At 67.5% G+C, this 12,189-nt stretch carries 12 protein-coding genes; 6 read left to right on the top strand and 6 right to left on the bottom strand.

The features are described 5' to 3' along the window. Positions 1-25: 25 nt before the first annotated feature. The 4 genes from AC1RIF_RS21130 to AC1RIF_RS21115 all read left to right on the top strand — a co-directional run bounded on the left by AC1RIF_RS21130 (position 26) and on the right by AC1RIF_RS21115 (position 3,182). Positions 26-391 carry a YidH family protein gene (locus AC1RIF_RS21130; protein ID WP_492603324.1) on the top strand — a complete coding sequence of 122 codons (366 nt, stop codon included), beginning with the start codon at positions 26-28 and terminating at the stop codon, positions 389-391. Then, a complete protein-coding gene (locus tag AC1RIF_RS21125) occupies positions 388-723 on the top strand; it encodes a DUF202 domain-containing protein (protein ID WP_492603323.1) in 336 nt (111 codons plus the stop codon). Before AC1RIF_RS21130 ends, AC1RIF_RS21125 begins: the two co-directional genes overlap by 4 nt. Before the next feature lie 165 nt (positions 724-888). Continuing rightward, complete coding sequence (locus AC1RIF_RS21120) at positions 889-1,725, top strand: mycofactocin-coupled SDR family oxidoreductase (RefSeq protein WP_492603322.1); 837 nt, start codon at positions 889-891, stop codon at positions 1,723-1,725. Then, positions 1,722-3,182 (top strand): MFS transporter, encoded by a 1,461-nt coding sequence (locus AC1RIF_RS21115; RefSeq protein WP_492603321.1) that lies wholly within the window; start codon positions 1,722-1,724, stop codon positions 3,180-3,182. The genes AC1RIF_RS21120 and AC1RIF_RS21115 overlap by 4 nt, the downstream gene beginning before the upstream one ends. Positions 3,183-3,186: 4 nt before the next feature. Here AC1RIF_RS21115 and AC1RIF_RS21110 read toward each other — a convergent pair whose 3' ends face one another. The 4 genes from AC1RIF_RS21110 to kstD form a co-directional block, all read right to left on the bottom strand. Beyond that, on the bottom strand, positions 3,187-3,570 hold the full coding sequence (locus AC1RIF_RS21110) for a CD225/dispanin family protein (protein WP_492603320.1): 384 nt from the start codon (positions 3,568-3,570) through the stop codon (positions 3,187-3,189). 153 nt (positions 3,571-3,723) lie between these two features. Then, the gene (locus AC1RIF_RS21105; RefSeq protein WP_492603319.1) at positions 3,724-5,553 is read right to left on the bottom strand and encodes a cholesterol oxidase substrate-binding domain-containing protein; all 1,830 of its coding nucleotides are present in this window, start codon (positions 5,551-5,553) and stop codon (positions 3,724-3,726) included. Positions 5,554-5,654: 101 nt separating this feature from the next. Then, positions 5,655-6,515: an enoyl-CoA hydratase ChsH3 gene (gene chsH3 / locus AC1RIF_RS21100; protein WP_492603318.1), complete on the bottom strand. Its 861-nt coding sequence runs from the start codon at positions 6,513-6,515 to the stop codon at positions 5,655-5,657. A gap of 12 nt (positions 6,516-6,527) precedes the next feature. Continuing rightward, positions 6,528-8,219 (bottom strand): 3-oxosteroid 1-dehydrogenase, encoded by a 1,692-nt coding sequence (gene kstD, locus AC1RIF_RS21095; RefSeq protein WP_492603317.1) that lies wholly within the window; start codon positions 8,217-8,219, stop codon positions 6,528-6,530. A 271-nt stretch (positions 8,220-8,490) separates the two neighbouring features. Between kstD and AC1RIF_RS21090 the strand changes: the two genes are divergently transcribed. Both AC1RIF_RS21090 and dmpG read left to right on the top strand, forming a co-directional pair. Then, a complete protein-coding gene (locus AC1RIF_RS21090) occupies positions 8,491-9,393 on the top strand; it encodes an acetaldehyde dehydrogenase (acetylating) (RefSeq protein WP_492603316.1) in 903 nt (300 codons plus the stop codon). A gap of 6 nt (positions 9,394-9,399) precedes the next feature. Beyond that, positions 9,400-10,482, top strand: coding sequence for a 4-hydroxy-2-oxovalerate aldolase (dmpG, locus tag AC1RIF_RS21085; RefSeq protein WP_492603315.1), 1,083 nt, complete (start codon positions 9,400-9,402; stop codon positions 10,480-10,482). A 96-nt stretch (positions 10,483-10,578) separates the two neighbouring features. On the opposite strand, the gene AC1RIF_RS21080 is transcribed toward dmpG, so the two are convergent. Both AC1RIF_RS21080 and AC1RIF_RS21075 read right to left on the bottom strand, forming a co-directional pair. Next, positions 10,579-10,914, bottom strand: a complete 336-nt coding sequence (locus AC1RIF_RS21080; protein WP_492603314.1) for a hypothetical protein — start codon at positions 10,912-10,914, stop codon at positions 10,579-10,581. Between the two features lie 2 nt (positions 10,915-10,916). Then, a complete protein-coding gene (locus AC1RIF_RS21075; protein ID WP_492603313.1) occupies positions 10,917-12,080 on the bottom strand; it encodes a 3-ketosteroid-9-alpha-monooxygenase, oxygenase component in 1,164 nt (387 codons plus the stop codon). Between the last annotated feature and the right edge of the window lie 109 nt (positions 12,081-12,189).

Genomic DNA, 12,189 nt, shown 5'->3' with positions numbered 1-12,189 from the left:
CGGTGTGTGAGAAGGGATCGTCACGGTGACACTGCACGGCTGGCGTCCGAGAGCGTTCCGGGACGGGGACGATCCCGATCCCAGGTTCACCTTGGCCAACGAACGCACGTTCCTGGCCTGGGTTCGCACGGCACTCGGCCTGATCGCGGCGGCCGTCGGTCTCGAGGCGTTCGGCGCCGACGTCGTCGGCCCGACCGTCCACACGGTCCTCGTGGTGGGTCTGCTCGTCGGCGCCATCCTGCTCGTCGTGTTCGCGTTCCTGCGCTGGATGGGCGTCGAGGCGGCGATGCGGATGGGCCGGAGCCTGCCGGTGCCGGCCCTTGCCGCGCTCCTGGTGGGGCTGATCGCGGGTGCCGGCGTCACGCTGCTCGTCGTATTGGTGAGTCGGTGACGTCCGCGGCCGCCGCCCACCGGGATCCGGGACTCCAGCCGGAACGGACGACACTCGCGTGGGTGCGCACCGCGGCGAGCCTGGCGGCGGTCGCGTTCCTGTGCCTGCGTTACGTCCCGGGGTCATCGGTCGTCGTCCAGATGGTCGGAATGTGGGCGATCGTGTCGTCGTCGGTGGTCGTGGTGACCGCGCGGCGCCGCTACGAGCGCATGAGTACCGCGTTCGGGGACGAGCGGGTGGTCTATCCGTTCGCGCTGATGGCGGGGCTGGCGGTCACGGTCGTCGTGCTCGCGGCGGCGTCGGCGGTCGTGATCCTCGTCGTCGGTCGGTGACGATCTCGTCGCATCCCGCCGTCGCACGCGGTGGTCGGTGGTTGCGCGGAGGGGACGTCCGTGCCTCCCACTGGCCGGGATCTGTGCGCGTCGTCACAGCGGCAGCAGGTAGGGATAGTTTCGGACTTGCGTGATTCGCGGTCCCCGATCTCGAGGAGAGCAGCAATGGAGGAGTTCGAAGGCAAGGTCGCACTGATCACCGGCGCCGCCCGGGGACAGGGGCGATCCCACGCCGTGGCGTTCGCCGAGCGTGGCGCCGACGTCGTCATCTGCGATCGCTGTGAGGACAGTGATTCGGTGTTCTATCCGCTCGCGACAGAGGACGACCTGGCCGAGACGGTACGTCTGGTCGAGGCCGCCGGTCGCCGCGTCATCTCGGTCAAGGCAGACACCGCCGACCGCGAAGCGATGGACGCCCTGGTCGCGCGCGCCGAGTCCGAGTTCGGTCGCGTCGACATCGCCGTCGCCAACGCCGGCGTCTCGGTCGCGGCCCCCATCCAGTCGATGACGTCGGCGCAGTGGAACGAGGCCATCGGCTCCAACCTCACCGGCGTCTTCAACACCCTCGGCGCGGTCTCTCCCGGCATGATCGAGCGTGGCTACGGCCGCATCGTGACGATCTCGTCGATGCTCGGTCGCGCGGGCAACACCAACATGGCTGCGTACGCGGCGTCCAAGTGGGGCGTCATCGGCATGACCAAGAGCGCGGCACTGGATCTGGCGCAGAACGGCATCACGGTCAATGCGATCGCACCCGGCAACATCTCGACCGGGATGATCCACAACAAGGCGCTGTACTCGATGATGCGTCCGGACCTCGAGGCACCGACGATGGACGATGTCGCACCCGTGTTCCAGAGTCTGCACGCGCAGCCGGTGCCGTGGCTCGACCCGTTCGAGATCACCCGGGCCGTCCTCTTCTTCGCCGCCGAGGCCAGCGCACACATCAGCGGCACCGTCCTTCCGATCGATGCGGGTAACGCAGCACGCGTCACCGGGTGATCGCGATCCCGAGGCCCGTTCCGGGAAACACCCGGAGCGGGCTCGTCATCGGGGCCCTCAGCCTGAGCGGGATCCTGGTCGCGCTCCTGCAGACGCTCGTGGTGCCGGTTCTGCCGGCATTCGCGGTCGACCTCGGTGTCCCGCCGACGAGCGCGTCGTGGCTGGTCACGATCACGCTGCTGACCGGTGCCGTCGGCACACCGCTGATCGGCCGGCTCGCCGACATGTTCGGCAAGCGCGCGATGATGCTGGTGTGTCTCGGACTGATGGTGGCGGGCTGGGTGCTCGCCGCCGTGGGGCCTGGCTTCGCCACGGTGGTTGCCGGGCGTGGTCTGCAGGGTTTCGCGTTGGCGCTGATGCCGGTCGGGATCAGCATGATGCGCGACGTGTTGCCGCCGGAACGGCTCGGCAGCGGGGTCGCGCTGATGAGTGCGACGATCGGTGTCGGCAGTGTGCTCGGGATGCCGCTCTCGGGGGTCCTCTACGAACACCTCGGCTGGCAGTCGCTGTTCTGGATTCCGGCGGGGTTCGCGGTGGTGATGGCGGTGCTGTTGCCGTTCGTGGTTCCGGAGTCGGACACGCGCGCGTCCGGGCGGTTCGACTACCGGGGCGCGGTGCTGCTGACCGCGGCGTTGACGGCTGTGCTGCTCGCGATCTCGAAGGGCGGCACGTGGGGGTGGGGGAGTTGGCCGACCATCGGCCTCGTCGTCGGCGGCGTCTTCGGGTTGATGATCTGGGTTCCGTTGGAGCTGAGGATCTCCCACCCGCTCGTCGACCTCCGGACGACGATGCTGCGCCCGGTGCTGGTGTCCAATCTGTGTGCGCTGCTGCTCGGGTTCGCGATGTTCCTCAGTTCGTACGCTTCCACACAGGAACTGCAGGTGCCCGCGTCGACCGGGTACGGACTCGGCCTGAGCGCGGCGGCGGCCGGACTGGTGATGTTGCCCGGAGGCCTGGTGATGATCCTGTTGGCCCCGGTGTCGGCGGCCATGATCCGTGGGTGGGGTGCACGGGTGACGCTCGCCGCCGGTAGCGCGGCGATCGTGCTCGGGTTCGTCGAACGCGGCGTGTTCGGCACCGGTGTGCTCGTCATCGGGGTCAGTGCCTTCGTCGTGTCGGTGGGCGTCGGATTGGCGCTCGCCGCCATGCCGGTGCTCATCACGGTGTCGGCTCCCCTCGACCAGACGGCGTCCGCGAACAGCGTCAACAGCCTGATCCGCTCCGTCGGAACCTCCGCCGCGAGCGCGGTGGGTGCCGCGGTCCTCGCCGCGTCGACCGTGATGGCGGGGTCCGTCGTGGTTCCGGCCCAGATCGGGCTGGACCGACTGTTCTGGCTCGGCGCCGCGGTGGCCGCGGTGGCGCTCGTCGTCGTCACCTGCGTGCCGATCCCGACCGGGCGATCGGCCGTGCAGGCACGCGCTGTCGTCGACGAGGGTGACGCGATCCGAATGCGCTGAGCGGCTACCAGTCCATCCGGCCGCGGTGCCAGTTGTCGTCGTACCCGCCGTGCGAGATCCACACCGCCGCCATCACGATGTAGGCGATCGCGAGCAGCACGAGGATTCCCCCGAGGATCCACAGCGACAGTTGGCCCAGCTTGCGGACGCGCTCGGATGCGTACTGGGCTCCCGCGAAGTCGCCTCGGGCCCACCTCGGATACACCTCGAACGCGTTGCTGAACGCGGCGAACGCGAGCGGCCAGAAGGCGACCAGCGCCGCGACCGCCCAGCCGGCATTGGTCGGCGGCGGTGGTGGCGGCGGCGCGGGCGGTTGTGAGGGGGCCGGCGGCGTGGGAGGAGTCGACTCCGGCGGGGGCGGAGTCGGATCCGGCGTGGATGCGGTCATGACAGCGCTCCCTAGGCTCAGGTCACCATCGGTTGTCGTGCATCACCTTCGACGGTACTCCGAATGCCGGTTCGGTCCCGTCCACGACGACGCCGGTGGTGCCTGGACACTGACCAGGCACCACCGGCGTCGGTGGATCGGGATCCGGCTACCCTACGGCAGCAGCTGATCCATGAACGAGTTGGTGAAGATGCGGTGCGGGTCGATCTCGTTGAACCGCGCGTTGGCCGTGTCCCAGTTCGGGACGTTCGCCACGCCCTCCATGTAGGTGGCACGCATCTTGGTCTTGACGATGTTCTCGTCGGTGTACGGGTCGGGGCCGAATGCCCAGCCCTTCGACCACTCGGGGCGGAACGTGGCGTCGCTGTTGTTGTAGTGCGACCGCATCCACTGCTCCATCTCCTGATAGAACTCGAACATGCCCGGGGTGCCCGGGACGCCGAGAACGTTCAGCCAGATGGCGACGTCCCACTCGGGGTGGTCGGGACGCGGACGGGTCGCCGAGATGGTCGGCGGGCCCGCCGACGGCACCTTGACGTCGGCCGGCTGATCGAGTCCGCAGCAGCGGATCTCGACCGGGCCGTTCAGGGGGAACTCGCCCTTCGCGCGGTAGAACTCGATGCGCTCGTTGAACCACTGGGTGAAGTCGTGGATCACGGTCGCGATGTTGGCACGGCTGGTGACGACGGCGCCGCCGCCCTCGGTGAGACGCAGCGTCGTGGCCTTGATGTAGAACTGGACGTCCTTGGACCAGCCCCAGATGTCGTTGGCGTTCGTCGCGGCCAGGCCGAGCTTGGTGATCTCGTACATCGCGGGACCGAAGAGCGGTGCGATACCGGGGTTTCCAGCGTTGATCGCACCGATCATGTCGGTGATCGGTTCCGGCAGGTTGTCGGAGAACACGTAGTTGTACGGGCCGGTGACCTCACGCGACTGCGGAGGCTTGCCGACGAGCGAACCGGCACTGCCGAGGCTGCCGTTCGAGGAGTCCGGCTTGGTCGGGGAGTTCGACCAGACCTTCATCCACGGCCTGTCGGTGAAGGGGTACCAGATTGCCTCGGCGCGACCGGATTCGGCAATGAACTTCTCGAACGTCCGACCCTGCGCGCCCTTCGGCCCGAACAACTCCTGCCAGGTGATGTCGGTGAAGCTCTGGCACCGCTGGCGGACGTTCGGGCCGGCCTGCATCGTCACCGAGGTGAGGAAGCAGCGCCCGAGGTTGGCGAGCATCGGGGTGATGTCGGGATCGTTGCGCTGGTACGTCTTCAGTGCGTACTTGCTGCCGTCCCACACGACCGCAGTGAGTTCGGTGACGAGGTTGCTCAGCGAACCGAACGTGTGGCCGGCCACCGGTGCCTCGCCGTCGGCGGGCAGGGCCGCGCCGTGGGCATTCACCGCGAGGGCGCCACCGATGGACAGCACGCCGGGAGCCGGCAGGTTGGCCCAACCGAGGCCGTGTACCTGCAGTTCGGTCACGATCGCTTCGATGCTGGCGCCCGCACCGGCGGTGACGGTGGCCGGGGACCCGTTCGGCTGCACCGACACGTCGTTCAGGTGCGTCATCGTGTCGGCGAGGATCACCTTGTCGACGTTCGCACCCTTCTCGACGGTGAGCGGGGTCCAGCCGTGCATCGCGCCGCGGGGGCGGACCTTGTAACCGTTCTCGTGCGCCCAGTTGGCGAGGACGACCACGTCGTCCGCCGTCTTGGGCGAGCAGACCCAGGTGGCGTCCAGCATGATCTCCTTGGACCAGTTCTGGTACGCCTGCTGGAACAGTGCGATGTTCGGCGGGAAGTTCGGCGGCGTCGGGAGCGGCGCGACCGGACCGGAGGATCCGAGGGAACCCAGGGAACCGGCGGATCCGGCGGGAACCGCGAAGGCCGGTGTCCAGCCGCCGACCACGGCTCCGGCGGCAAGGGCACCGGCGCCCGCGGCGAGGAATCCTCGCCGCGACAGCCGGGACTGCTCGTCGTTGAGCGTCATTCGTGTACTCCAAGGTGTGTGAGGGGGAATGAAGTCCGGGTGCAGATATGCCCGGTCGGGTCGACGAGCACATCGACCCGACCGGTACAGCTTCGTGTTGCCTACGCGACGGTGAGCACGACGTCCGCCAGCGCCGGCGAGTCGTCGCGCTCGGGAACTGTTGCAGAGATGAGCAGCCGGTCGGCCTCTTGCCAGATTCGTGTCCGAAGCGTTTCGCCGGGAAAGACTACCCCCGCGAAGCGGGCGCGGAATCCCTTGACACGATCGGCATTTCCGTCAAGGACGGTATCGGTCGCTACCTTGCAAATAATCCCGTATGTACACAGTCCATGCAGGATAGGCGCAGGAAAGCCCGCCGCGGAGGCGAATCCGGGATCCGAATGGAGCGGATTGCGATCTCCGCACATCCGATACAGCAGGGCCTGCTGCGGAAGGACCTGCGAGATCACCTCGGCGTCGGGCTCCCGATCGGGCAGTGCGACCGACTCCGACGGGCCACGTTCACCCCCGAAATCACCCTCGCCACGTGCGAAGATCGACGATCGCGCCGTCCACAGCGGTGAGCCGTCCAGTGCGACGGTCGACGACTCCTGGACGATCACCGCAGCCTTGCCCTTGTCCCACACCTCGGCGATCCGAGTGGTGGTGCGGGCTGAACCGCTCGCCGGAATCGGCTGGTGGACGGTCACTTCCTGGCTGCCGTGCACGACCTTGGCCAGGTCGATCTCGACGCCGGGGAACGACACACGCGGGGCCTCGGTCGCGTGGATGTTCGCGACCACCGTCGCGAACGTCGGCAGGACCTGAGGCTTGGCATCGTCGAGGTACCTGAGTTCGCGGGGATCGAGTGGGCGCGCACCCGCTCCGATGCCCAGGTGGTACAGCTGGACGTCCGACGGGGTCCAGGAGAACTCCTGCGCGGGGAGCTCGGCCCCGATCGCGATCGACGGGTCGATGGGCACTGTGTTCTCCTGTCAGTTCGTCACGGACTGTGCTGCGGCGCGGGCACGGTCGGCGATGTCGAGCACGGCCAGGTACGCGAAGGTCATCGCGGGACCGATGGTCGCGCCGGGGCCGGCGTAGGTGTGGCCCATGACGGGGGAACTGCAGTTGCCCGCGGCGTACAGGCCCTCGATCACGGAACCGTCCTCACGCACCGCGCGGCCGTTGACGTCGGTGACGATGCCGCCCTTGGTTCCCAGGTCGCCCGGCACCATCTTGATGGCGTAGAACGGCGCCTTGTCGATCTCGGCGAGGCTCGGGTTCTTCAGGCGCGGGTCACCGTAGTAGTGGTCGTAGCCGCTGTCGCCGCGACCGAAGTCCTCGTCCTTGCCGTTGCGTGCGAACCCGTTGAAACGCTTCACCGTCTCGACGAGGGTGTCGACCGGAAGCCCGGTCTTCTCGGCGAGTTCGGCGATCGTGTTCGCCTTGACGACGACTCCGGCCTTGAGCCAACGGCCCGGGAACGGCGAGCGCGGCGTGATACCGGCGAAGGTGTACCGGTTGCGGTAGCGCTGGTCGAGGATCATCCAGGTGGGGATGTTCTCGCCCGGACCCTCGCCCTGACCGAATTCGCCGCCGTACATCATGTGGGTGGCCTCGACGTACGGTGCAGCCTCGTTGCCGAATCGCTTGCCGCGGGTGTTGACCATCATGGAGCCGGGCAGCGTGCGCTCCGACAGCGCGAACCACGGTCCGCCGGTGAGCGGGATGGACGGGCCCCACCACGCGTCGTCCATGAAGTCGACTGCCGCACCCAGCTTCTGACCCGCGAGGATGCCGTCACCGGTGTTGGCCTTGGCGCCGACGGTCCACTCGGTGCCGATCGGGTCGCGCTGATACTTCTTGCGCATCTCGTCGTTGTGCTCGAAACCGCCCGAGCCCAGGACGACTCCGTGGCGGGCGTGGATGATCTGCTCCTCACCGTCGACGACGACCTTCACGCCGCGCACGACGCCGTCCTCGGTGAAGAGGTCGGTGAGCGGGGTGTTCAGCAGGATCGGGACGCCGGCGTCGCGCAGACCCAGACGCAGTCCGGCCATGAGGGCCTGTCCACGCACCAGCAGGTCCTTGCCCCGGGCCTTCGCGGCCAGGAAGCGCATGCCGACCTTCATCGCCCGCACCGGTCCGCGGCGGTTGCGCATCAGCAGGTTCAGCCAGCGGTAGTCGGCCTGCGTGATGACGAAGTTCTTGGGCGCCTTCACGTAGTCCGGCTCGAGGTTCCGACGGTCGTCGCCCAGTCGGTTGCCGTCGAACGGCACGGGCTCGACCGAGCGTCCACCGAGGCGTCCGCCCGGTGCCTCCGGGTAGTAGTCCGAGTACTCCGGCACCCACTGCAGTTCCAGCGCACTGTTCTTCAACACGAACGACAGCATCTCGGGGCCGCGGTCGATGTAGGTGTCGATCTTCTCGGGGGCGACCACGTCGCCGATGATGCTGTGTAGATAGGTGCGTGCCGCGTCCGTCGTGTCGGTGACTCCGTCGCGCTGCAGCACCTCGTTGTTCGGGATCCAGACACCTCCGCCCGATCGTGCGGACGAGCCGCCGTAGTGCGCTGCCTTCTCGACGACGACCACGCTGAGGCCCTGGTGGGCGGCGGTAAGTGCGGCGGTCATGCCGGCGGCGCCACTGCCGACGACGACGATGTCGTATTCCTGCTTGCTCATGTAGAACACGTTATAGAATGAGGTGGCTGCCAGTCCATGCTTTCTGCCAGGAAGTATTGCTGGGAGCGCCCGATCGTGTGGTTCGCAAACGAACACACGTTCCAGCCGGTTCGCGGTGTCGGTGGGTGAGGTTCGGAGTGTCGACCGCCCGTCATCACCGAGAACCCCGGGACGCACCGACTCCGACGAGGAGCAGGACGTGCTGTCGATCCGACTTCTCCCGCTTCTCCGGGTTCGGTTCGGTCTCCCTGCGTTTCGAGTAGGAGTGCGCATGAACAGGGCAAGCGTCGCAATCGTGGGGTCGGGGAACATCGGCACCGACCTGCTCTACAAACTCCAGCGATCCGAGTGGCTCGAACCACGCTGGATGATCGGCATCGATCCCGCCAGCGAAGGTCTGGCGCGCGCCCGCGCGATGGGCCTCGAGAGTTTCGCGGACGGCATCGACCGACTGCTTGAGCAGTCCGAGAAGCCGGACATGGTGTTCGAGGCGACGTCGGCGCACGTGCACCGTGAGGCGGCGCCCCGGTACGCCGAACACGGCATCCGTGCGGTGGACCTGACCCCGGCCGCGGTCGGGCCCGCCGTGGTGCCGTCCGCCAACCTGCGCGAGCATCTCGATGCGCCCAACGTCAACATGATCACGTGCGGCGGTCAGGCGACCATTCCGATCGTCCACGCGGTCTCGCGCGTCGTCGATGTCCCGTACGCAGAGATCGTCGCGTCGGTCGCGTCGGTCTCGGCCGGGCCCGGCACCCGCGCCAACATCGATGAGTTCACCAAGACCACCAGCCGTGGTGTCGAGGTGATCGGCCGCGCCCGCAAGGGCAAGGCGATCATCGTCCTGAACCCGGCCGATCCGCCGATGATCATGCGCGACACCATCTTCTGCGCGATTCCGGAGGACGCCGACCGGGATGCGATCGCCGAGTCGATCCGTCGGGTGGTCGCGGACGTCCAGCAGTACGTGCCGGGCTACCGGCTGCTCAACGAGCCGCAGTTCGGTGATCCGACCGTCGTCTCCGGCGGGCACGCGACGGTCACCACGTTCGTCGAGGTCGAGGGCGCGGGCGACTTCCTGCCCCCGTACGCGGGCAATCTCGACATCATGACCGCGGCGGCGACCGCGGTGGGCGAGGAGATCGCCCGGCAGTTACTCGGCGTGAGGGCGTGAGCGACAATGGGCGACACAGGCGACAAGACTCTCGCCAGGGCAGACCGGAAGGACGCCGTCCACGTCGACGGCGCGCGGGACATCCGGGTCACCGACACGTCGCTGCGCGACGGATCGCACCACAAGCGTCACCAGTTCACCGGTGACGACGTGCGCTCGATCGTCGCTGCGCTCGACGGCGCCGGTGTCCCGGTCATCGAGGTCACCCACGGCGACGGTCTCGGGGGTTCTTCGTTCAACTACGGGTTCTCGAAGACACCCGAGCAGGAACTGGTCAGGATCGCGGTGGAGACGGCGCAGCAGGCGAGGATCGCGGTCCTCGTGCTGCCGGGTGTCGGCGTCAAGGAGGACATCGTCGAGGCGCAGGACAACGGCGCCTCGATCTGCCGTATCGCGACGCACTGCACCGAGGCGGACGTCGCGATCCAGCATTTCGGGTTGGCCCGCGACCGCGGCCTCGAGACCGTCGGCTTCCTGATGATGGCGCACACCGTCCCGCCCGAGACGCTGGCGCGGCAGGCCCGCATCATGGCCGACGCGGGCTGCCAGTGTGTGTACGTCGTCGACTCGGCCGGGGCGCTCGTGCTCGAGCAGGTCTCCGAGCGGGTCGAGGCGCTGGTGCAGGAACTCGGCGACGACGCACAGGTCGGTTTCCACGGGCACGAGAACCTGGGGCTCGGCGTCGCGAACTCGATCGCGGCGGTGCGTGCGGGTGCCGAGCAGATCGACGGCAGCACAAGACGTTTCGGAGCGGGTGCCGGCAACACTCCGGTCGAGGCGTTCGTCGGTGTGTGCGACAAGATCGGCATCGAGACCGGCATCGACTTCTTTGCGATCGCCGACGCCGCCGAGGACGTCGTGCGCCCGGTGATGCCGTCCGAGTGCCTGCTCGATCGGCAGGCGTTGATGATGGGCTACGCCGGGGTGTACTCGAGCTTCCTCAGGCATGCCGAGCGTCAGGCCGACCGCTACGGCGTCTCCGCCGCCGAGATGCTGGTCCGGGCCGGCCGGCGCAAACTCGTCGGCGGCCAGGAAGACCAGTTGATCGACATCGCCCTCGAGCTACAGCGCGAGGCCGACGCGCACTGATTCGGGCCGCGGGCGATTCCAGGTGCCGTCGGGCGACGGAACGAAGCGAGGGGCACGCATCCTACTGGATGCGTGCCCCTCGCTGCGGGTGATCGCCTACTGCGCCCGTGTGTCGCGCACGTCGAGGATGCCCTCCATCACGGCGTGCTCGATGCTGTTGAGCAGCCGCGGGCAGGTCTGCCGCGACCCGGTCTGCCCACCGGACTCGGTGAACTCCGGGCACACCTCGGCGGGGTCGGCCTGCCACTGGATACTGGTGTGCTTGAAGCTGTTCTTGCGAACCAGGACGCACGTGCCGCACGCGCGGCACTGCACCTCCTGCATCCCGTCCTCGAGGTAGGTCTGCAGATCTACGGCGGTCTGTGCACGGACAGTCTCGACCCGGGCCGGACTGTCGGCGAAGTTCGGGGCCTTGGCCCAGGTCGAGGTCATCGTCACACTCCCGTCTTGTGCTCGTTCTCCGCAGCCTCGGCGGCGGCTTTCTGCTCCGCCTGCCGTGCCAGATTCGCGTCGACCTCACGCTGCCAGGCCTCGACGGCCTTGGTGGTGTCGATCTCGAACTCGAAGCGCTGCGTCGCCTTCTCGTCGATGTCGGCGACGTCGACATAGAACTGGTCGTACCAGCGGCGCAGCTGGTAGACCGGACCGTCCTCCTCGCACAGGAGCGGGTTCTCGATCTTGGTCTTGTTCTTCCAGATCGCGACGTCCTGCTCGAAGCCCATCGCCACACCCTCGGTGAACTTGCGGGCGAGCTTGTTGCTGGTCGCGTCGTCGAGGCCCTTCGGCTTCTCCACGCTCACGCCGTACATGAGCATGAACGAGTCGTGCGTGACCGGGTAGTGGCAGTTGATCAGGACGCTCTCGACCTTGTACCCGCTGTAGTTGTTGTGAAGCCAGTTGACCATGTACGACGGGCCGAAGTAGGACGCCTCGGAGTCGAGCACCGAGTCGCCGTACTGGGTGCCCATGTTCCCGACGTCCGGCCGGCCGTGGTTCTGCAGGTACTGGGTCGCGACGTGGCCCTCGAAGACGTTCTTGAAGTACTTCGGGAAGCCGAAGTGGACGTAGAAGAAGTGCGCCATGTCCACGACGTTGTCGACGATCTCGCGGCAGTTGGAGCCCTCGACGAGGATCCGGTTCCACTGCCAGTCGGTCCACTCGTCGGTCATGACCTGCGGCAGCTCGGGGATCGTGACGTCGTCCGGCGGGGGGTTGCCCTCGGGGTCGTTCCAGATGAACAGCTGCTTGTTGCGCTGCAACGTGGTCCACGAACGGGTCCGCGCGATCGGCGGCACGCGACGGGCATACGGGATGTCCGTGCACTTGCCGTTGCCGCCCCAGCGCCAGTCGTGGAACGGGCACGCGACGGAGTCGCCCTTGATCTCGCCCTGGCTCAGGTCGCCGCCCATGTGCCGGCAGTACGCGTCGAGCACGTGCAGCTGGTTCTGGCTGTCGGCGAAGACCACCAGCTTGGTGCCGAACGCCTCGACGGCGTGCGGCTTGCCGTCGAGAAATTCGCTCTCCAGGCCGATGCAGTGCCAACCGCGTGCGAAACGCGTCTGCGGAGCTCCCACATCGATCTCACGAATCTGCGCCATCAGTACCTCACATCCCTTCTAGCTGTTGCTAGAACACGTTATAGAACTTCGTCGGATTCCGCTAGATTTCGAGTGCTTGGGATCTGCATCGACTGCCGGTTACCAGTGG

The organism is Prescottella sp. GW823-FHT02E09 (assembly GCF_058797375.1).
Note: the sequence above shows the minus strand (reverse complement) of the source record. Positions and strands in the feature narration are given on the sequence as shown.

Bases quoted from the DNA above. Each gene is read 5' to 3' on its own strand.
- AC1RIF_RS21120 (WP_492603322.1), top strand. From the start codon at position 889: ATGGAGGAGTTCGAAGGCAAGGTCGCACTGATCACCGGCGCCGCCCGG.
- AC1RIF_RS21110 (WP_492603320.1), bottom strand. From the start codon at position 3,570: ATGACCGCATCCACGCCGGATCCGACTCCGCCCCCGCCGGAGTCGACT.
- AC1RIF_RS21105 (WP_492603319.1), bottom strand. From the start codon at position 5,553: ATGACGCTCAACGACGAGCAGTCCCGGCTGTCGCGGCGAGGATTCCTC.
- kstD (WP_492603317.1), bottom strand. From the start codon at position 8,219: ATGAGCAAGCAGGAATACGACATCGTCGTCGTCGGCAGTGGCGCCGCC.
- AC1RIF_RS21090 (WP_492603316.1), top strand. From the start codon at position 8,491: ATGAACAGGGCAAGCGTCGCAATCGTGGGGTCGGGGAACATCGGCACC.
- dmpG (WP_492603315.1), top strand. From the start codon at position 9,400: ATGGGCGACACAGGCGACAAGACTCTCGCCAGGGCAGACCGGAAGGAC.
- AC1RIF_RS21080 (WP_492603314.1), bottom strand. From the start codon at position 10,914: ATGACCTCGACCTGGGCCAAGGCCCCGAACTTCGCCGACAGTCCGGCC.
- AC1RIF_RS21075 (WP_492603313.1), bottom strand. From the start codon at position 12,080: ATGGCGCAGATTCGTGAGATCGATGTGGGAGCTCCGCAGACGCGTTTC.